The sequence below is a fragment of the Chryseobacterium mucoviscidosis genome (assembly GCF_002177115.1).
Taxonomy (GTDB): domain Bacteria; phylum Bacteroidota; class Bacteroidia; order Flavobacteriales; family Weeksellaceae; genus Chryseobacterium; species Chryseobacterium mucoviscidosis.
In genome coordinates, this window is the sequence record NZ_MVAG01000117.1 from 1 (window position 1) to 19,292 (window position 19,292).

Below are 19,292 nucleotides of genomic sequence, written 5' to 3' on the forward strand. Positions count from 1 at the left end.
CCGCCCTGTCACGGCGGAGGTCGCGGGTTCGAGTCCCGTCCGGATCGCAAAAGTTTTCTAAATTTCTTTTAAAAAAAATTGATCCGGTAGTTCAGCTGGTTAGAATGCCGCCCTGTCACGGCGGAGGTCGCGGGTTCGAGTCCCGTCCGGATCGCAAAAAGTCTTCTAAATTTTAGGAGACTTTTTTATTTTTATATTTTCAGAGTAATTTCATAAACTGTAATGTGTGCTTTTCTGAAAAACCTTTTCCTGAATTTTGTATACACATCATTTTTTATATTTCCGAAGTAATCTTAAAATTAAAAAGAACTTATGACCATATTGAATTTCGATTGGAGCAACAAGGCTGCATTAAAAGAAAATCTTTTAAAATGGGCTTACGATGAAAATTTAATCCTTTTGGAAGATGATGAAGATGTTCTTTTTTTTGATAACGAATGGATGGGAACAATTTTTCCGTACATGTTTGACGAAAAATGCATTAAGAGAGATTATATCATCTTTATTCTTAAAAACTATATCAGAGATAGTTTTTCGCGTAGAAGATCACTGGCAGAATTGGAAACCATTCAGGAGCTATTTATCGATGAAATGCAAGATTACTGTTCTGTAAATAATGACCAACTGATTAAAGATGCTATAGCCTATTTTTTACGTTGCAAGACCAGATTAGAGAAAAATAAAAAGATCTGATAAGATATTTTAAATATTCAACTTTGAAGATGATATTCTAAATATAACTTTTCTAAAATAAAATTATTGGCTGTTAAACTTACTGATTACTAAAGGTTTTTTTAGTCAATTCTGCATAGAATGTGATAAAATATGGCGTTTTTTAAAAAGTTTATGAATTAATTTTTTTCGTTTTTTATTAAATATTCAATTATAATTTTAATTTTTTCAATAATAAATTTTTATAAATTAAAGTATTCTTTTTAAATTGATTAAAATATAATGTTTTTCATTGTTTATTTGGTTTAAACTTGTATATTAGACATCAAATCACAAAGTTAAATGAAAATTATTCAATTAATCACAACAGATTGAATAATGTCATTAAAATTATTTCGAAAACCTAAAGTAGTTGCTGTTCTGCAATCTATTCCAAATACATTTTACTGAGCATTTAACTTGTTAGATTATAATAATAAGTATAAAACCTTAACACTATGAGGTTCATTTTTATTGTATGCACATTTTTAATGTCTCCTCTCTTTATGTCTCAGGTAGGGATAAATACACCCAGTCCCGATCCTTCGGCAGCTCTGGATATTGTTGCTAAAGCATCAGATAAAGGTTTACTTATTCCTCGTGTTCCTCTTCAAAACATTACAGATATTACCACAGTGCCTAATCCTGCAGTAAGCCTCCTTGTATACAATACGACTTCAAATGCAGGAATTACCAAAGGATATTATTATTGGGACGGAAGCAAGTGGCTTAGATTTAACGACAGCTCAAAAATTTTTTACGGAAACGCAGATCCAACGATTCCTACTACGAATTCTACCGGAGATATATACGTTAATAATTCCACCGGAACTCTTTTTGTGTATAACGGTAGCAACTGGATTTCGCAAATGTCCGGAACCGAAATCCTTTCTGTAAAAATTATTGCTGCGGACGGTCAGACAGAATTCCCCACTCCATGGAGCATCAGTACTTCCAATACAAAAGTTTACAGAAATGGGGTAAACATAGATTTTCAGGTTCTTTCTTCATTTAATATAAAACTGGAGACCGGAGTATCCTGCTATGCCAACGATGAGATAAAAATTTACAAATTCTTATAAAAATTTTAAAATTAAATAACATGAAAAAGTATCTACAAACTTCCGCAATTTTAGTATTTCTTTTTGCAGCTTCCGGAGCTGTACAAGCACAACAAACAACTGGTGATGTAGCCCAGAACTCTGCTAATGGAGCGGCGCAGGCTCTTAACGGAACTATCAGGGTGATTGATAACAAAGGAACCATCAAATATCTACAGGCTAAAAACGGAATTACAACCCTTACCAATACTACGAATAATGTAACAACAACAACGTGGCAACTGGGAGGAACCCTTACTGATGATACCAGTATAGATCTTAATGGGAAAAAATTTGGTCTTGCCAATGTACTTCAGAATACCAATACCAATCAGGCAGGATCTAATGTTCCGGCAACTTCTGCAACGCTGGGAACTTCGGGATATACGATTCTTGTAAGAGACGAAGCTACAGGAAATGTCTTAAAAATGCTTTCAACAGATCTTGTACAGAGCGGACATGAAAAATTTACTTCAACAGCAGGTCAGACATCTTACAGTTTAACAGGATCTCCTGTGTTACCTACATATTCTCAGGTATGGGTCTACAGAAATGGTGCAAAATTAATTGCTAATGAAGATTATACTGTTTCGGGATCTGCAGTGACACTTGTTCCGAACGGAAGTGCTCCTAATGATTGGTCTGTATTGGCAGGCGATATTATTGAGGTGCAGTACATGAAGTAAGATTGTTCCTAAAACCAATCATTTATTTTCATATTATTGATAAACACGAGATGGGCAAATTATTCGATTTTCTTTTTTTAGTTTTATCTGTTTCGCTCTATTCACAAGTCAGGGTTATTGATAATAAAGGTACCCTTAAACAGGTTGATGAATCGAAATGGATTTTATCCGGGAATAATATTTATAATAAAAACTCCGGAAATGTAGGAATTGGTATATCCAGTCCCTCAGAAAAGCTTGAAGTAAATGGAATTGTAAAATCAGTGGGCGCTGTTTATACCAACTCGGCGCTTTTCAATAAAATTTTATATGCAAATGCTTCCGGTAATGTGAGTCCGCTATCTTTAGGAGCCGGACTTACATTATCCGGAGGTATTCTTAATACAGTGAATAGTGGGACAGTTACAAGTGTAGGACTAAGTATGCCTTCTGCTTTCAGTGTTTCAAATTCTCCGATTACCAATTCGGGAACGATTACCGTCTCCGGTTCGGGAACCATTTCTCAATACATCAGAGGAAATGGCACTTTGGGAAATTTTTCTTTATCCGGTTTAAGCGATGTATCGCTTTCTGCTCTTACAACAGGACAGATTTTACAGTATAATGGTACTTCATGGATAAATATATCACCTAATTCAACGCTTACAAGAGGTAATTTAACGACAACCACTACAGGATTATCTGTAACCGGAGGGACTAATGCCGTTTTGGGCAGTGGAACAGCGGTGGATTACAATTTAGTTACGGGTATCGGTAACCTTGTTTCGGGAACTCAGGGAGTCTTGGGAGGGACAGGAAATGCAAACACATACATTGGTGCAGACGGACAGAAACATTTACTTCCATCTGCCTATTCTTTACCAATTGCAAGTTCTACAACTCTTGGAGGAGTAAAGATTGGTTCAGGAATAAATATTGCTCCAGACGGAACGATTTCCACTTCCAATACGGGAACTGTAACCAATATTGCCACAGGAACAGGACTTACAGGAGGACCCATAACATCTACAGGAACTATATCTTTAAGCAATACTACAGTCACTGCCGGAACTTATGGAACTGCATCTACAACGATTCCTACTTTCACAGTTAATGCACAGGGACAGTTAACAGCAGCCGGAACTTATCCAACATCGGGAATATCAATTGCAGGCGATGTTACAGGAACTTTAGGAGCCTCTACAGTTGCGAAAATTCAGGGAAGAAATGTTGCCAATACAGCACCGACTAACGGACAGACACTAATTTACAATACCACTACAAGCCAGTGGGAACCTAGTAATGATACATTTCCTCAGTTGCTCGTAGATGCTTCAAGAACAACAACATATACTCCTTCTGCTACCTATACAGTGATACCTTATAATAGTACCGCAGTAAATGTAGGAACTTCTTATAATACAACATCAGGAAGTTTTACGGCTCCGGGAACAGGAACCTACCAGATTATAGCAAATAACAGTTTTAATGCAAATACAGCAGCAAATCATTCAATTACAACCAGAATTGTTGTAAACGGTACAACAGATACAGAATCATCCTGTTCGGCATCTCCATATGCAGGAAGCGGAGTTAACATTACAAGCTCTCCGTCAACAGTAGTGAACTTAACAGCCGGACAAACGGTTAATATACAAGTAGGTGGGGAAGTGGGTACTGTTACTGCTTTAACAGGCACAGGGCAGCACAGATTAAAAATTATCAGGTTAAATTAATTCGGATAATTAACCGCGTATACCTTAGATTTCAGTCAATTCATACGATATTTAACATAACTACATTTAATAATTCTTGATTCAAAATATTAACTGTTCACCGTATTTTTACGGTAAATTGATTCTGCATTTTTTTTATCCGATTTTAGGTCTGATATTTGTACTGAGTAGAAAAAAAATTATTGCCCACTTTTATTTATGAAAAACAGACTTGTGAAAAAATCACTTCTTTATGCATTCTTTATCAGCTTAATGATGATTTCCTGTAAAAAAGAAATTGAAAAAATCAGCGACAAAATCAATGACACCACTTCATCAATCAGTGAACCTGATCCTGAGACAGATTCTGTGGTTGTGAAAAAAGATTCCGTAGTTGAAAAAGAATCTTTACCTCCGGCAATGCAGGAAGATGGCTTTTATAATGCTTTTATTTTCCCTAAAGACAAAAAAATAAAAGATTCTTTATTCGGAATCTTCAACAAAAAATATACAGAGAAAGAACGTTATGCTATTTTAGCTTTAAATAGGCTGGATTCCAAAAATAAATGGAATGCAGATACTTTGGTAGTTCCTGCAAAAATTGATACTACATTAATGGAGTATTCTCCTTTCCCGATGCAGCTTGATGTGTTGAGTCCGGTAAAGAAATTCGTTATCTTTTCTTATCCTATTCAAGCATACGGAGTGTATTCAAATGGAACTCTTGTGAAGTGGGGACCTACAAGTATGGGAAAGAAAACGGCGAAAACAAAAACAGGTCTTACCTTTGCCAATTGGAAAAAACAACTGGCGATCTCAACTGTAAGCAGCGAGTGGAAATTGCCTTATAATTTCAACATCTTTAACCTCGACGGAATAGGATGGCATCAGTATGACCTTCCGGGTTACCCTGCATCGCATTCATGTCTAAGATTATTGATGAAAGATGCAAAATGGCTTTATGGTTATGCAGATACATGGGTTTTAAATCCGGGAGGAGCGACTACAAAAGCAAAAGGAACGGCTGTAATGGTTTATGGAGATTACGGTTGGGGAAAAAGAAAACCTTGGAGAAAACTTCTTAGCGATCCTAATGCCAACAGCGTTTCTGTGGAAGAAATGACTAAAATGATCGAGCCCAATATCGAAAGAATACTGAAAGAGCAGGATAACAGAGAAAAAGTGGTAGATTCTATAAAAGCGGCAAAAGCTGTATTGGAACAAATGCCGCAAACCACTAAGACCGTTGCTCCTTAATCCAGTTTTTCAAACTGCAGCGTAGATTCTTCTGCGAATTTTCTGAGTTTCAGCATTTCATCTTTTCCTTTATGCTGCCCGAAACGTGCTGCTGCATAGGTAAGTGCAATGCAGAATAACATAATAAAAGATGCGGTAAGTGCCCATGGAAATTCCTGACTTTTAATCTGTTTTTCCACATAATACATGGAAATAAAGACCATCCAGAGAATCGAAAACGCAAAATATAAAAACATAAAAAACGTCCAAACTGCGGAACTGGGTCCGAAAACGCCTCGTATCGCAGTTTTTTCGTCTTCAATTTCAATTCTTAAAGACAATCTTGGCTTCCAGTAGGTTTCGTAATCTGTTTCTACACAGATGGTTGCTACCTCTTTATTAATGTTGCCGGAAAACTCACCTTTATGTTCTTTTAGATATTTTTTCAGATTTTCTGCGTATTCATCTTTGGTTAAATGACTAAACATCTTAAATCGGGGTCTGGTTCTTATTTTGTCCAGCGTAGTTTCTTCGGTTTTCATATCATTCTTGTTCTTGGTAAGGTATCGGATCCTCGAGAGTAAAGCTCAAAGTCATTTGTTTATTTTTTCTTTCAATCAGCATATTGATGGTTTTTCCTTCATCGGATTTCATCATTTCCATGATTTTATTGAGTGTCATGTCCTCTGTTTTTTTGCCATTGATGCTTATTAAACGATCGTCTTTCTGAAGTCCGGCTTTAGCTCCCGGAGAATCTTTACGCACTCCGGCGATGGAAAAAATAGGTTTTAAAACAAAATTATACTGAAGGTTATTATTGATCACTTCAATTCCGTTGGAAGGACTTTCCTTTCTTTTAGCGGGAAGATTAACGACGTCTTTCGTCCATTCCATGCCGTCCTGCTTAAAATCCAGACCGCTCATATTGAAATGAAAAGGATCATCATGACTTCCGTTCTTTTTTAAATACATCTTCTGTTCAGAATAATCGAATGCAACTGTAAAACGCCTCATGATATCTCCGCCAATGGAACCTTTTCTGTTTTCCACCATATTTACGTGCTGAATAGAATATTCATCAGGCATTGCCGTAAGCGGTTTTTCAAATTTAAAATCTCCGAGATACAGGTTGTGAATTCTGCTTCGTTTTCCAAATACATCCCCGTTAAAACCTCTTCCGAGATAATCATCAATATTCGGTCGGTTATATACAAAGTCTTTTATCAAAGCAGGAAACAGCCACATCGGGTCACTGTTTCCCAGATCAATTAATAATTTTGAAGGCTTTCGTTCCCTTGTCATTTCCACATCGGCAATCACATAAGGTTTATTTTTTTCAATACTGATATCGATCTCTTTAAAATTTTTTATTTTTTTCTGAAATAAAGTTTTATCGTTGTAAATGATAATTTTTTTTGATGTATAGTCGATAACAACAGGATGGTCTTTAAAAAAATGATAACCGATAATTCCGTTTACAGGAATTCCTACGTGCGAGGAAATATTAAAATCCTGATCGGTAATAATATACACCGTCATTGAATAGTTTACGAAATTCTTTCCGATTTTTGCAATATTATTATCGGAACGAAATCCGTCGATACTTGCGCTTCCTCCTAAACCGGCAAATTTTATCTTCTCAATATTCTGGAGATTGATTTCTTTATTTTCAAGACTGAAAATAGAAGTTTCTGCGACTCCGGTATCAAGTAAAAAAGTCAGATTTACTCCATTAATATTTACGGGAATAAAAATTAAATTGGCAATAAGTTTAAAAGGGATCACTGTTTTTTTTACATTCTGAATTTCAAAAGAATTCTGAGCACTCATAAAAATGCAGAACAGTACAAACACAAAAAAACACCTCAGTTTCATTTACTGAATTTACTGAATTTATCTTTATCACCAATAAAAAAACATTCCCAAAATGAGAATGTTTGTATTTTGTTTAATAATTTAAAACGAATGTTTAAATTTCGATAATCTTATTTGGAAAAGAAGTCCATCAGATCCATATAATTTTTCTGATTCACTCCATGACCGCTCATATATTCTCTGAACGTAAAATAACAGCTTAAATCATACAAAAGATCTGCCGCTTTTCTTCCCCACTCCAAAGGAATTACCGCATCATCTGTTCCATGAGAGATAAAGAAGCGAAGTCTTTCCAGTTTTTTCTTATCCTTTACAATATCGGTGAGTAACTTTTCTTCCGGATAACTGCTTAAACACGCTACAAGATTGAACATTTCAGGATATTTCAGAGCCAGAGCATAACATAAAATTCCTCCCTGACTGAAACCGCAAAGGTGAGTTTTTCCTTCCGTAATTCCGTAACTGTTTATAATTTTAAGAATACTTTCCGTAACGCTGTTTAAAGATTCTGTAGCCTGTGGAACATCAATAAAATTGTCAGGATTATTAAAATCGATATCATACCATGAAAAGCCTTCAAACTGGGTGTTTCTTGGTGCTCTGAAGCTTACGATAATCCAGTCTTTAGGAAGAGTTTCTCTGAAGCTGAAAAGATCCTGTTCATTGCTTCCGTAGCCATGAAGCATGAAAAGAATCGTGGTGTCGGAACTGATATTTTCGGGTTCTCTTACAATATAATCTAAATTCATACGGCAAAGATAATTATTAATGATGTATCTATTCTTTAGCTCCATCAAAATAAGACCATTTAAAATAGTTGGACAAACTGTCTTAAAGTGCCTGATAAATTAAGACAATATCCAGCCAGAAACAGCGTTATAATTATTTATTGAATTGATATTATTTGCAATTCATTGTTGGAAATTTTTCATAAAAGTTATTTTTATATTGATAAAAAACCTATATTTGGAACATTAAAAATCTATTTGGAGAAATGAAGCAATTTTACAAATCAAAAAGTTTACTTAGACTTTCTTTTTTATTCGCTGTATTATTTTCAGCAATCTTAGTTGTTAATTCTTGTAAGAAAGATGACGATGATGAATTTACAGATCACATTATTCAGTTTGAAGCTAAAATAAATACAAAAGGTCCAAATCCACCTGCAAATCCACCTGTTACAGGAACTTTTTCAACTGTAGTTACACAGATCGGAACAGGGCAGAGTACTACTTTTAATCCTACAGGAACTACATGGTCCAGCGGAGAACAATTTGTAAGCTCAAGTCAGGCTCAGTTGAATTTAGCAGCAAATGCTGTTCTTCCTTATTCAGATTCTGAGCTAATCATCAATATCTATGTAGATGGAGAAGTTGCCAAAACTAAAAAGGTTGTAGGATCGGGTACACAAAGTGCTTCAATTTCTTACAGCTTCTTAGAACTATAAAAAATCATTCAAAATACCAAGACCATCTGAAAAGGTGGTCTTTTTTTATGATGTTACCTAAAAAATCTGGGGCGCAAAATTGAAAATTTTGCGCCCCAGATTTTATACTATTATTAACTTTTAAATCACTTTCACGATAAAATAGCTCTTCTTTCCTTTTTGAAGAAGTAAAAACTTACCGTCAATCAGATCATTTTCATTGGCAGTGTAAACATCATTAATTTTCTGTTTGTTTACGGAAATAGCATTTCCTTTCAGCTCTCTTGTTGCTTCACTTTTAGATTTTAAAAATCCTGATTTTTCAGAAAGCAAATCGATAATATTTACTCCTAAAACATCATTCTTTGCTACCTCTTTCTGAGGAACTCCATCGAAAACTTCAAGAAATGTTTCTTCATCAAGACTTACCAGATCTTCAGCGGTTGAACGTCCGAAAAGAATCTCAGATGCTTTCAATGCCTTCTCGTATTCATCTTTTCCGTGAACCCATGTTGTAACTTCCTCAGCTAATTTTTTCTGTAGCTTTCTTTCGTGTGGAGCCGTTTTATGCTCTTCAATTAAAGTTTCAATTTCTTCCTTCCCTAAAAATGTATAGAATTTAATGAATCTTTCCGCGTCTTCATCCGTTGCATTCAGCCAGAACTGGTAAAATTTATAAGGAGAAGTCTTCTTTTTATCCAGCCAGTAATTTTCTCCGCTTTCAGACTTCCCGAATTTAGAACCGTCGGCTTTTGTAATCAGAGGAACCGTTAATGCAAAAGCTTCGCCCTGTGCTTTTCTTCGGATCAGTTCAGTTCCGGTCGTGATATTTCCCCACTGGTCAGAACCTCCCATCTGAAGTTTAACGCCGTTATTTTGATACAGATGTAAAAAATCATACCCCTGAATCAACTGATACGTAAACTCAGTAAAGCTCATTCCGTCAACACCTGCCTCTCCGGAAAGTCTTTTCTTTACAGAATCTTTCGCCATCATATAGTTTACGGTAATATTTTTTCCTACGTTTTTCGCAAAATCAAGGAAAGAAATATTTTTCATCCAGTCATAATTGTTTACCAGTTCCGCTTTATTCGGCTCGCTTCCCGAAAAATCAAGAAATCTGGAAAGCTGATTTTTAAGACAGTCTACATAATGAAGCAAAGTATCTTCATCCAGAAGATTTCTTTCCGCAGATTTTCCCGAAGGATCACCAATCATTCCTGTTGCACCCCCCACCAAAGCAATCGGTTTATGACCGTGCTGCTGAAAATGAGCTAAAATTTTTATCTGAATAAGACTTCCGATATGTAAAGAATCTGCAGTAGGATCAAAACCGATATAGGCTGTTGTCATTTCCTTATCCAGTTGTTCGTCCGTTCCGGGCATCATGTCGGCAAAAAGCCCGCGCCATTTCAGTTCTTCAATAAAAGAGTTCATTATTTTCTGCTTTAAAATTTAATGTGCAAAGATAATCATTTCGGGGGAATAAGGCGAAGACAGAAACTTTCAATTCAGGATGAAAAACAGGTTGATTTTTTTAGGAGCTGTTTCCTGCTCTCCGCACTCGCTATTTTGTTAGATTTAGGTTTCGGCGGCTTTGCCGCCGAAACCTAAATCTAACAAAATGAGCTCAGACAAATGCTGCGATCAGGGCTAAACTTCGGTCGGTAATACCATTTTTACCAAAAAATCATTTGATTTCCTGCATTGTATTTTCAGCGAAAATCAGTTATATTTGTTACTAATGAACGACGAACAATTATTTCCTCTCATTCAGAAAGCGAAGGAAAAAGACCAGAAAGCGCAGACCAGGCTCATCAACATTTTTTGGGTTGATGTTTTTTCTTTTGTAATGAAAAAAGTTCACGACGAAAATGATGCCGACGAAATCACGGTAAATGTTTTTTCAAAAGTTTTATCAAAGCTGGAAATGTTTGATCCTCATTTTCAGTTTAAAACATGGGTTCTCACCATCGCGCAGAATACCATCATCGATTTTTGGAGAAAAAAAAGCCGCGAAAATCAGGATCCTACGGAAAATTTGGATGAGGTAAAAAACCAGTATGCTAAATCTCCTGAAGAATTGATGATTTCCGAAGAAGAACAAAAGAAAATCATCAAAACAATAGAATCTTTAGATGTCAATTATCAGGAAATCATAAGGTTAAGGTTTTTTGAGGAAAAAAGCATCAAAGAAATAGCTGAAGAATTGGGCATTTCTGTCGCCAATACAAAGGTTCGTGTTATGCGTGCAAAAAAAGTCTTAGCAGAACTGTTGAAAAATAATGAGTTTGACGATCAATAATCACAAACTTTTAAAATCCCGATCTTAGAATTTAAAATATAATTTCCTGAAATTTATCATATTCAGAATAAATTTTCAATAAATGCTGAAAATCATATATGATTAAACGTTTACATTTTCTAAATTCGTATGAAAATTAGAAAATATGACTTTTGGAATTGAGGCAGCAAGCTATTATGTACCTTCATTATATTTGGAAATTAAAAATTTAGCAGAAAAAAGAGGAATCGAACCTGCAAAACTCGAAAAAGGATTGGGGTTGCATAAAATGGGCTTTCCCGATGTTCATGAAGATGCCGCAACTTTCGCAGCAGAAGCATTACTTAAACTCATACAGGATTATAACATCAATCCGAAAGAAATATCAAGAATTTATTTAGGAACAGAAAGCGCTTTGGATGCCGCTAAACCAACCGCTTCTTACGCTATGCAGATGGTAGAAAAAGTTCTCGAAAAAGAATTTGGAGACCGGGTTTTCAGAAACTGTGATGTAGTAGACATGACTTTTGCGTGTATTGGAGCAGTAGATGCGCTTCATAATTCTTTAGATTTTGTAAGAGCAAACCCTGATAAAAAAGCGGTAGTCATTGCAAGTGATTACGCAAAATACGAACTGGCTTCTTCCGGAGAATACACACAGGGTGGAGGAGCAGTTGCGGTTTTAATTTCTTCAAAACCTGATCTCATTGAAATTGAAAACAAGTGGGGAATTGCCACAGAATCGGTCTTTGATTTTTTCAAGCCGCGTCGTCATTTCAAAAAAGAAGACTTAACGAATGCTCCCGAAAGTTTTCCTCAAAAAATAGAAATTTTCACGGATGAACCAGTCTTTGACGGACAATATTCCAACCAGTGTTATCAGGACAGAATTAGAGAAGCTTACAATCATTATAAAGAAATTACAGGACTTAATAAGCCTTACGAAAACTGGAAATATCTGATCTTTCATCTTCCATACGCCTTTCACGGAAAAAGAGTTTTCACAGAAATTTACAGTTTAGAAAACGGGTTGTCTTACGAAACTCCTGAAGAACAGAAAGCAGTGGCAAAATCAGAAGAATACCTTCAGTTTATTAATGATAAAATTGAAAAATCTCAACGTGCATCTTCGGAAATCGGAAATATGTACACTGCTTCCATTTTTATGGCTTTACTTTCTGCTTTACAGACTTCTTTTAACGAAAATGAAGAATTGGCAGGACAGCAAATCGGATTTTTAGGATACGGAAGCGGATCAAAATCCAAAGTTTTTGCCGGAAAAGTTTCAGAAAACTGGAAAAAAGTGGCAGAAAAATGGAATTTATTTGAAAGTTTAAAAAACAGAACAGCAATTGATTTTGAGACCTACGAAAAACTCCACAGAAAACAACTGCAAAATTCAATTAACGAAAACTATAAAGGCTTTGGTTTAACATCAGTAGAACTGGAAAATCCTGTTTTAAAAGGCGCAAGATATTATGATTATCAGGGATAACTAAAAATTAAGAATAATATTAAAACATCTCAATCTGAGGTGTTTTTTTTATTCAAGAAATAAAACTTTATCCTGATAACTTTTCGGCGTTACTCCCACTAATTGCTTAAATACTCTCGTAAAATAATTTGCATCCGAAAAACCTGTCTGATAAGCCGTTTCTTTAATGCTGTTCTGGTTCGCCAAAAGTTCTTTTGCCCGATTGATTCTTTCTTGCAAAATAAACTCATTCGGAGAAGTTCCCAGTTCGTCTTTAAACATTTTAAAGAAATTGGATTTACTTACATAAGCCATTTTTGCAATGCTGTCTATCGATAATTTCTGATGAAGGTTTTTCTTAATATAATCTACGGCAAAACCTATTCTGGATTTGTTTTTAACAATATTTTTCTCCACCATGCTTCTTGCCTGCGTCTGCATCAGACGGATCAGAAGTTCCTTCAAAGCAAAATCTGCCATAATATCCTTTTGTGAATTATCGTCCATCGCAATTCTCATAATATTATTCGTTGCCGAAGCCAGAGACTGATTATTAAACAGAAAATACTCATCCAGTTCAATATTCCATTGCGAAGTTTCATCCACCTTTGGAAGATGATAGTTGAGGTGATTGAGAGAATTCTCTATAAATTCAGGATTCAGGCTAAGAGAAATACACTGGGAAGGCGTTTCATCCGCTTCAGGAAAATCGATCACCATCGTTTCTCCCGGCGAAACCAGAACACTTTCTCCCGGAAAATAATCGAAATAGCCCGTTTTATGATCTATTTTCATGTGCTTTTTCCCGCGAAGCATTGCCGTGAATGCAATCGTTTCAAAATGCAGTTTTACATCGAAAGCAGCCTTATGCGTTTCGTAGATACTGAATTCACAATTGTTTAGATTGAATTTTGTCTGATTTTCAACCAAGTGCATAAGCTGGTTTTCCCTTTTCAATTCAGGAGTTTCTAATAAAATCTTGTTATTGTTCATTTCTAAACATTTTTAATAGCCTGTTTACTCAAATATAGAAAATAATCGGCTTACAAGACTGTTAATGAAATAATAAAATTTTCTGTCTGTACGATTTTGAAGTTTTTTTGTACGATTGTGCTATCAGAATCATTGAAGGAAATGTAATTTGGCAATAGATAAAAATTAAAATTGTACGAATATGAGCACTACAACACAACAACAATCAGAAACATTACTCCAATGGCCTGAATTCAAAAAAAGATATGACAACTACATCAACGGACAATTTACAGCTCCTGTTAACGGACAGTACTTCGATGTAGTTTCTCCCATTGACGGTAAAAATTTCACACAGGCAGCACATTCATCCAAAGAAGACCTTGAATTGGCGGTAAATGCGGCCGAAAAAGCATTCCAAACATGGAAAAATACTTCTTCCACAGAAAGAAGCATCATTTTAAACAAAATTGCCGACAGGATCGAGCAGAATTTAGAATACATCGCAACCGTTGAAACCATCGATAACGGGAAAGCGGTAAGAGAAACTTTAGCCGCAGATATTCCTTTGGCAATTGATCATTTCAGATATTTTGCCTCCGTTATCAGAGCGGAAGAAGGTTCTCATAACGAACTGGATAAAGATACCGTTTCTTTAATCGTTCACGAACCGCTTGGAGTAATCGCACAGATCATTCCATGGAACTTCCCGATCTTAATGGCAGTCTGGAAATTAGCTCCGGCTTTGGCAGCAGGAAACTGCGTCGTTTTAAAACCGGCAGAAAGTACTCCGATTTCCATTATGGTTCTTATGGAACTCATTGGCGATTTGCTTCCGGCAGGAGTGGTAAACATTGTGAACGGTTTCGGAGCAGAGTTGGGAAGAGCTTTGGTAACCAATCCGAAAGTAGCAAAAGCAGCCTTTACAGGATCTACAGCAACCGGTAGACTGGTCATGCAGTACGCAACAGAAAATATCATTCCTGTAACGTTAGAATTGGGTGGGAAGTCTCCAAATGTTTTCTTTAATTCGGTAATGGATGCGGACGATGAATTTTTAGATAAAGCTATTGAAGGCGCAGTTCTTTTTGCTTTAAATCAGGGTGAAATCTGTACCTGTCCTTCAAGATTACTGGTTCAGGAAGACATCGCAGATGCTTTCATTGCCAAAGTAATCGAAAGAGTAAAAGCCATCAAAGTCGGAAACCCTTTAGACAAAACCGTAATGATGGGAGCGCAGGCTTCACAGATCCAGAAAGATAAAATCCTTTCCTACATCAAATTAGGAAAAGAAGAAGGTGCAGAAGTGCTTGTTGGAGGTGATGTAAATCACGTCGGAGAAGGTCTGGAAAACGGATATTATATTCAGCCGACCATCTTTAAAGGAAACAACAGAATGAGAATCTTTCAGGAAGAAATTTTCGGACCTGTTCTGGCGTTCACCACCTTCAAAGACGAAGAAGAAGCATTAAAAATAGCAAACGACACCATTTACGGTCTTGGAGCAGGAGTCTGGACAAGAGATGCGCATCAGCTTTATAACATTCCGCGTCATATTGAAGCAGGAAGAGTTTGGGTAAACCAGTATCACGCATATCCTGCAGGAGCACCTTTCGGAGGATACAAACAGTCGGGAATCGGTCGCGAAAACCACAAAATGATGCTGGATCATTACCGCCAGACCAAAAATATGCTGATTTCCTACAACAAAAACAAACTAGGTTTCTTTTAATCTTAAATATTAGGGCATGCCCGTTTTCCCCGTCTCGGCAACGGGGAAAAACGGTCGGGCTATTCAGGGCTCCACTTCGTTTCGGTGCTCCGTTTCACTCCGCACCGGCTCGTTCCTCGCCGCCCTTCCTATCCCTCACGCGAACAACCATTCGTCCTGATCCGGAATTTTCGGGTGAGTTGAGAAATTTCAATTAAAGATTTCAGGTTTCGGCGAAATGAAATTTCGCCGAAACTTTTAACTTTATGTAAGAAAGATAATAACGAAGGAAGAATCTAAACCTTATTTATAAAGATTTTTTACTTCACTTCTGAACTGTGTTCGTAGACCTTTAATTCACTAAAAATAAAGAAAAATGCAAACAAAAATAGCAAGACTCTCAGCAACCGAAAAAGCTTTGGAAGTCATTTGGGAACTGGAAAAAAAATATGGTGACCTGATGTTTTATCAGGCAGGAGGATGCTGTGAAGGAACGCAGCCGCAGTGTTTTGAAAAAGGAGGATTTTACCCGAGAATGAACGATGCTATGATCGGTACGATTAACAATCATGAATTCTGGATCGATCGTGATCTCTTCGAATACTGGAAATATTCACATTTTACACTCGATGTTGTCGATGGTTTCGGATCGGGCGGATTTTCTTTAGAAACACCTCTGGGGAAAACATTCAAAGTCATTTACAGACTTTTTACGCCGGAAGAACTGGAGAATTTAGAACCGGTGAAACGCAGTGAATAAAAATCTGCTCAATCGGCACAATCTGCGAGATAAAAAAATATAAAGTCTCATGCAGATTTAGCAGATGACGCAGATGTTTAAGTTAAATATTATTCGTGCAATTCGTGAAAAAACATTCGTGCAATTTGTGTTTAGGTACAAAATCAAACCTTCACAAACCTACTCACAAACATAGAAGCTACCAATTGTCCGACTGCATTTAAAACCGTTGCCAAAGGATCAACCAGAGTTCCGATAATCATTACTGCCGGAATTGCTTCCTGTGGTAATTTGTAAACTGAAATCATCAACATTTCTCCAATATATCCTCCGTTCGGAATTCCTCCCGCAACAATGCTTACAAAAACAGTAATTCCCAAAGCTAAAAGAAGATTCATAGGATCAAAAAAGTCTCTTCCGATGATTAAGAATGCCACATAAATCTTAATGATTGACGACATGGAAGAACCGTTTTTATGTAAGGTTGTTCCAATCGGGATCACAATATTTGAAATCTGGCTCGGAATTCCGATTTTTGAAGCTGCCTGTAAATTGGCGGGCATTGTGGCGAAGCTGCTGCAGGTACTCAAAGCGGTTAAAGTAGGGAAAATAGCATTCGTCCAGAAACTTTTAACCCCGTTCTGTCCTTTTGCCATAAACGCATAGAGTGAAAAGAAGACCAGAAAATAGACCACTCCTGCAATATAATACAATCCTAAAGGTTTCGCATAAAATCCGAAAAGCTGAGGTCCCAAAGTCGCCACCTGATACGCAAAATAAGCGCCCAAACCAATCGGAGCAACTTTCATAATCAACAAGAGCAGTTCCTTCATCACTTCATAACCCGAAGCGATAAATGAGCGGAAAGCCTGTCCTTTTTCTCCCGCTTTTCTGGCGGAAAATCCCGTCATGAAGGCAAAAATTAAAAGAGCCAGCATATTTTGTCTTGAAAAAAGCTGTGTAAATTCTCCTACTGTAAAAAATCCGACGATTCTGTTTCCCCAACTGTCATTGCTTGTAGCTTCCTCCACAATTTCAGAACTTCCCGAAACTCCGGAAACCGGAAAAAGATAAACGGCGCAAATCGTAAAAACCGCGGCGGTTAAAATAAAAAACAGAAAGGTAAAAGCCATGGTAACCATTATTTTTCCAAATTTAGACTGCTGCTCTAACGAAGCAATAGAATTGGAAACGGCAAAGAAAACCAGCGGAACTACACTTACAAACAGCAGGTTCAGGAAAATATCTCCCAAAGGTTTTATATAATCCACAATATCGGGAGCCGCAATTCCGATGATGCTTCCGACAGAGATTCCCAACAGTAAAAGTAAAATTCCGGAGTAGTTTTTCAACACTTCTTTCATGCGTTGCTTTTTAACCAAAGATAGCTTAATTTTTAACATTCCGTTATATAAAATTCAGTCATAAAATCCTTAAATTTGAGTAAACATCGTTTCTATGGCTTATATAGATTACTATAAAATTTTAGGCGTAGACAAGAACGCAACGCAGGAAGATATCAAAAAGGCATATCGTAAACTCGCAAGAAAATTACATCCCGATCTTAATCCTGATGACAAGGAAGCCGAAAGACAATTCAAAGAGCTTAATGAAGCCAATGAAGTTCTGAGCAATCCCGAAAACCGTGCAAAGTACGATAAATACGGAGAACACTGGAAGCATGGCGAAGAATATGAAAAAGCCCAGCAACAGCAGCAAAGACAGTATCAAAATCAGGGAGGAAACTTCGGAGGAGGATTTTCGGAAGCGGATTTCGGCGACGGGGAAGATTTTTCAGATTTTTTCCAGAGTATGTTTGGCGGAGCAGGAGGAGGTTTCGGAAGGAATTCAAGAGGAAGTGCGTCGGGAAAATTTAAAGGACAGGATATTCAGGCAGAATTAACTTTAACCTTGAAAGATGCTGCAACAACACATCCTCAGACTTTTGATATCAATGGCAAAAAAGTAAGAATTACGATTCCGGCAGGAGTGTATGACGGTCAGCAGATTAAATTAAAAGGTCACGGAAATCCCGGTTTCAATGGCGGTCCAAATGGAGATTTATACATTACTTTCAATATCACTACTGATCCGAATTTTGAAAGAGCCGGCAATGATCTGAAATCTAAAGTTTCGATTGATCTTTACACTGCAGTTTTAGGCGGTGACGTAAAAGTAAATACTCTCGACGGAAGTGTAAATCTGAAAGTAAAACCTGAAACCCAGAACGGAACAACGGTGAGACTAAAAGGAAAAGGTTTTCCGGTGTACAAAAAAGAGGGAGAATTTGGTGATCTTTTCGTGACGTATGAAGTGAAATTACCGACAAATTTAACTGAAAAGCAGAAAGAACTTTTTGAACAACTTAAAAATTCCTAAGCCATGAGTGAAAGAATATCGCGGGAAGAACTCGTAAAAATATATAACGTAGAAATTACTTTTTTTGATGAACTGGTGAACTCGGGATTACTTACTATTCACACAGAAAATGAAATCCGTTATCTGATGTATGAAGATTTGCCCATGTTTGAAAGATTTACAAACTGGCATTATGATCTGGAAATCAATCTTCCGGGTTTGGAAGTAATCCATGAAATGCTGAAAAAAATGGATGATCTCAGACAGAGGAACCGTGAACTGATGAATAAACTTTCTGCAATTGCAAATAAATATGAGGATGGGTAATTTAGTTGATAGCTGAAGCATCATGATTGATGATTGATGTTTTGGAGTTGTGAAAAAACAATAGATCAATGAAGAGATCATCATTAAATTAAATTTTTCATTTAGCTTTGCATCAGAAATTACTGTTTATGAATGAAGAGAAAAGTATTGTTTTAAAGTCTAAAAGGAAAGACTTCGAAGAAATATATTTCAGCGGAAATCAGGGAAGTTTGTTTTTTTCATCGACTACCAGAGGAAAAACGATTACAACGATTGTAGTTGCCGTTATTTTACTGATTGTTTTTGTTTTCAGAAATGATTTTACCAAAGAAAAAGCGGGAATTTTATATTTTGTAAGTTTTTTGTTTTTGCTGTGTGCGGTTTTTCTTTCTGTAAGCATCAACCAAGTTTCGAGATGGAAAAAGCAGGTTAATAATTACTTGAATAAGCTTGAAAACTGTAAAATCTACGAAATCCGGTTTGATGAAAATTTCTTTACTGTAAATATCGATGGCGAAAAAGAAACCAGCGAATGGAAAGATTTCACTTATTTTGACAGCAATAATGAATTTATTACCGTTGAAGGAAAATACAGTTATATGTTTCCCAGAAAATCAATGAGCGAAAAGGAATACAGCTTCCTGAAGCAGGTTTTAAAGAAAAATATTTCAGAATAAAACAACAAAAAACTCAGAGTGCTTTGCTCTGAGTTTTATTATC

Annotated in this window: 19 protein-coding genes and 1 tRNA gene; 14 read left to right on the forward strand and 6 right to left on the reverse strand. The window is 36.4% G+C overall.

Features of this window, described 5'->3' with window-relative positions:
• The first annotated feature begins 80 nt into the window (after positions 1–80).
• From B0E34_RS10850 to B0E34_RS10875, 6 genes are all read left to right on the forward strand, one after another.
• A tRNA-Asp gene (locus B0E34_RS10850) sits at positions 81–154 on the forward strand.
• A gap of 158 nt (positions 155–312) precedes the next feature.
• Entirely contained in the window at positions 313–693 is a 381-nt protein-coding gene (locus tag B0E34_RS10855) for a hypothetical protein (RefSeq protein ID WP_087709390.1), read from the forward strand.
• A 476-nt stretch (positions 694–1,169) separates the two neighbouring features.
• Complete coding sequence (locus tag B0E34_RS10860) at positions 1,170–1,793, forward strand: phage tail-like protein (protein WP_123956606.1); 624 nt, start codon at positions 1,170–1,172, stop codon at positions 1,791–1,793.
• Positions 1,794–1,813: 20 nt separating this feature from the next.
• Entirely contained in the window at positions 1,814–2,497 is a 684-nt protein-coding gene (locus B0E34_RS10865) for a hypothetical protein (RefSeq protein WP_087709393.1), read from the forward strand.
• Between the two features lie 50 nt (positions 2,498–2,547).
• The gene (locus B0E34_RS10870; protein ID WP_087709395.1) at positions 2,548–4,212 is read left to right on the forward strand and encodes a beta strand repeat-containing protein; all 1,665 of its coding nucleotides are present in this window, start codon (positions 2,548–2,550) and stop codon (positions 4,210–4,212) included.
• A 213-nt stretch (positions 4,213–4,425) separates the two neighbouring features.
• A complete protein-coding gene (locus B0E34_RS10875; RefSeq protein WP_228423058.1) occupies positions 4,426–5,448 on the forward strand; it encodes a L,D-transpeptidase in 1,023 nt (340 codons plus the stop codon).
• On the opposite strand, the gene B0E34_RS10880 is transcribed toward B0E34_RS10875, so the two are convergent.
• The 3 genes from B0E34_RS10880 to B0E34_RS10890 all read right to left on the reverse strand — a co-directional run bounded on the left by B0E34_RS10880 (position 5,445) and on the right by B0E34_RS10890 (position 8,051).
• Positions 5,445–5,969: a hypothetical protein gene (locus tag B0E34_RS10880; protein ID WP_087709399.1), complete on the reverse strand. Its 525-nt coding sequence runs from the start codon at positions 5,967–5,969 to the stop codon at positions 5,445–5,447. The genes B0E34_RS10875 and B0E34_RS10880 overlap by 4 nt on opposite strands.
• Before the next feature lies 1 nt (position 5,970).
• Positions 5,971–7,257, reverse strand: a complete 1,287-nt coding sequence (locus tag B0E34_RS10885) for a PDZ domain-containing protein (RefSeq protein ID WP_228423059.1) — start codon at positions 7,255–7,257, stop codon at positions 5,971–5,973.
• 155 nt (positions 7,258–7,412) lie between these two features.
• A complete protein-coding gene (locus B0E34_RS10890) occupies positions 7,413–8,051 on the reverse strand; it encodes an alpha/beta hydrolase (protein ID WP_087709403.1) in 639 nt (212 codons plus the stop codon).
• 245 nt (positions 8,052–8,296) lie between these two features.
• Between B0E34_RS10890 and B0E34_RS10895 the strand changes: the two genes are divergently transcribed.
• Positions 8,297–8,749 carry a hypothetical protein gene (locus B0E34_RS10895; RefSeq protein ID WP_076392232.1) on the forward strand — a complete coding sequence of 151 codons (453 nt, stop codon included), beginning with the start codon at positions 8,297–8,299 and terminating at the stop codon, positions 8,747–8,749.
• A 120-nt stretch (positions 8,750–8,869) separates the two neighbouring features.
• Here B0E34_RS10895 and tyrS read toward each other — a convergent pair whose 3' ends face one another.
• On the reverse strand, positions 8,870–10,165 hold the full coding sequence (gene tyrS / locus B0E34_RS10900) for a tyrosine--tRNA ligase (protein ID WP_087709405.1): 1,296 nt from the start codon (positions 10,163–10,165) through the stop codon (positions 8,870–8,872).
• 307 nt (positions 10,166–10,472) lie between these two features.
• Between tyrS and B0E34_RS10905 the strand changes: the two genes are divergently transcribed.
• The gene (locus tag B0E34_RS10905) at positions 10,473–11,033 is read left to right on the forward strand and encodes an RNA polymerase sigma factor (RefSeq protein ID WP_087709407.1); all 561 of its coding nucleotides are present in this window, start codon (positions 10,473–10,475) and stop codon (positions 11,031–11,033) included.
• Positions 11,034–11,178: 145 nt separating this feature from the next.
• On the forward strand, positions 11,179–12,507 hold the full coding sequence (locus tag B0E34_RS10910) for a hydroxymethylglutaryl-CoA synthase family protein (RefSeq protein WP_087709409.1): 1,329 nt from the start codon (positions 11,179–11,181) through the stop codon (positions 12,505–12,507).
• A 48-nt stretch (positions 12,508–12,555) separates the two neighbouring features.
• Here B0E34_RS10910 and B0E34_RS10915 read toward each other — a convergent pair whose 3' ends face one another.
• Positions 12,556–13,479 carry an AraC family transcriptional regulator gene (locus B0E34_RS10915; RefSeq protein ID WP_087709411.1) on the reverse strand — a complete coding sequence of 308 codons (924 nt, stop codon included), beginning with the start codon at positions 13,477–13,479 and terminating at the stop codon, positions 12,556–12,558.
• A gap of 181 nt (positions 13,480–13,660) precedes the next feature.
• On the opposite strand from B0E34_RS10915, the gene B0E34_RS10920 reads away from it, so the two are divergent.
• A complete protein-coding gene (locus tag B0E34_RS10920; RefSeq protein WP_087709413.1) occupies positions 13,661–15,190 on the forward strand; it encodes an aldehyde dehydrogenase family protein in 1,530 nt (509 codons plus the stop codon).
• 355 nt (positions 15,191–15,545) lie between these two features.
• Entirely contained in the window at positions 15,546–15,929 is a 384-nt protein-coding gene (locus B0E34_RS10925) for a DUF779 domain-containing protein (protein ID WP_087709415.1), read from the forward strand.
• Between the two features lie 143 nt (positions 15,930–16,072).
• On the opposite strand, the gene B0E34_RS10930 is transcribed toward B0E34_RS10925, so the two are convergent.
• Positions 16,073–17,272, reverse strand: coding sequence for a dicarboxylate/amino acid:cation symporter (locus tag B0E34_RS10930; protein WP_087709417.1), 1,200 nt, complete (start codon positions 17,270–17,272; stop codon positions 16,073–16,075).
• Between the two features lie 94 nt (positions 17,273–17,366).
• Between B0E34_RS10930 and B0E34_RS10935 the strand changes: the two genes are divergently transcribed.
• The 3 genes from B0E34_RS10935 to B0E34_RS10945 all read left to right on the forward strand — a co-directional run bounded on the left by B0E34_RS10935 (position 17,367) and on the right by B0E34_RS10945 (position 19,249).
• Entirely contained in the window at positions 17,367–18,287 is a 921-nt protein-coding gene (locus tag B0E34_RS10935; protein ID WP_087709419.1) for a DnaJ C-terminal domain-containing protein, read from the forward strand.
• A gap of 3 nt (positions 18,288–18,290) precedes the next feature.
• Complete coding sequence (locus B0E34_RS10940) at positions 18,291–18,593, forward strand: chaperone modulator CbpM (RefSeq protein ID WP_087709421.1); 303 nt, start codon at positions 18,291–18,293, stop codon at positions 18,591–18,593.
• A 128-nt stretch (positions 18,594–18,721) separates the two neighbouring features.
• Positions 18,722–19,249, forward strand: coding sequence for a YcxB family protein (locus tag B0E34_RS10945; protein WP_087709423.1), 528 nt, complete (start codon positions 18,722–18,724; stop codon positions 19,247–19,249).
• The last annotated feature ends 43 nt before the right edge of the window (positions 19,250–19,292 follow it).

Excerpts from the sequence above, each read along its gene's own strand:
- B0E34_RS10855 (WP_087709390.1), top strand. The coding sequence starts at position 313 with ATGACCATATTGAATTTCGATTGGAGCAACAAGGCTGCATTAAAAGAA.
- B0E34_RS10860 (WP_123956606.1), top strand. The coding sequence starts at position 1,170 with ATGAGGTTCATTTTTATTGTATGCACATTTTTAATGTCTCCTCTCTTT.
- B0E34_RS10865 (WP_087709393.1), top strand. The coding sequence starts at position 1,814 with ATGAAAAAGTATCTACAAACTTCCGCAATTTTAGTATTTCTTTTTGCA.
- B0E34_RS10870 (WP_087709395.1), top strand. The coding sequence starts at position 2,548 with ATGGGCAAATTATTCGATTTTCTTTTTTTAGTTTTATCTGTTTCGCTC.
- B0E34_RS10880 (WP_087709399.1), bottom strand. The coding sequence starts at position 5,969 with ATGAAAACCGAAGAAACTACGCTGGACAAAATAAGAACCAGACCCCGA.
- B0E34_RS10885 (WP_228423059.1), bottom strand. The coding sequence starts at position 7,257 with ATGAGTGCTCAGAATTCTTTTGAAATTCAGAATGTAAAAAAAACAGTG.
- B0E34_RS10890 (WP_087709403.1), bottom strand. The coding sequence starts at position 8,051 with ATGAATTTAGATTATATTGTAAGAGAACCCGAAAATATCAGTTCCGAC.
- B0E34_RS10895 (WP_076392232.1), top strand. The coding sequence starts at position 8,297 with ATGAAGCAATTTTACAAATCAAAAAGTTTACTTAGACTTTCTTTTTTA.
- tyrS (WP_087709405.1), bottom strand. The coding sequence starts at position 10,165 with ATGAACTCTTTTATTGAAGAACTGAAATGGCGCGGGCTTTTTGCCGAC.
- B0E34_RS10905 (WP_087709407.1), top strand. The coding sequence starts at position 10,473 with ATGAACGACGAACAATTATTTCCTCTCATTCAGAAAGCGAAGGAAAAA.
- B0E34_RS10910 (WP_087709409.1), top strand. The coding sequence starts at position 11,179 with ATGACTTTTGGAATTGAGGCAGCAAGCTATTATGTACCTTCATTATAT.
- B0E34_RS10915 (WP_087709411.1), bottom strand. The coding sequence starts at position 13,479 with ATGAACAATAACAAGATTTTATTAGAAACTCCTGAATTGAAAAGGGAA.
- B0E34_RS10920 (WP_087709413.1), top strand. The coding sequence starts at position 13,661 with ATGAGCACTACAACACAACAACAATCAGAAACATTACTCCAATGGCCT.
- B0E34_RS10925 (WP_087709415.1), top strand. The coding sequence starts at position 15,546 with ATGCAAACAAAAATAGCAAGACTCTCAGCAACCGAAAAAGCTTTGGAA.
- B0E34_RS10930 (WP_087709417.1), bottom strand. The coding sequence starts at position 17,272 with ATGAAAGAAGTGTTGAAAAACTACTCCGGAATTTTACTTTTACTGTTG.
- B0E34_RS10935 (WP_087709419.1), top strand. The coding sequence starts at position 17,367 with ATGGCTTATATAGATTACTATAAAATTTTAGGCGTAGACAAGAACGCA.
- B0E34_RS10940 (WP_087709421.1), top strand. The coding sequence starts at position 18,291 with ATGAGTGAAAGAATATCGCGGGAAGAACTCGTAAAAATATATAACGTA.
- B0E34_RS10945 (WP_087709423.1), top strand. The coding sequence starts at position 18,722 with ATGAATGAAGAGAAAAGTATTGTTTTAAAGTCTAAAAGGAAAGACTTC.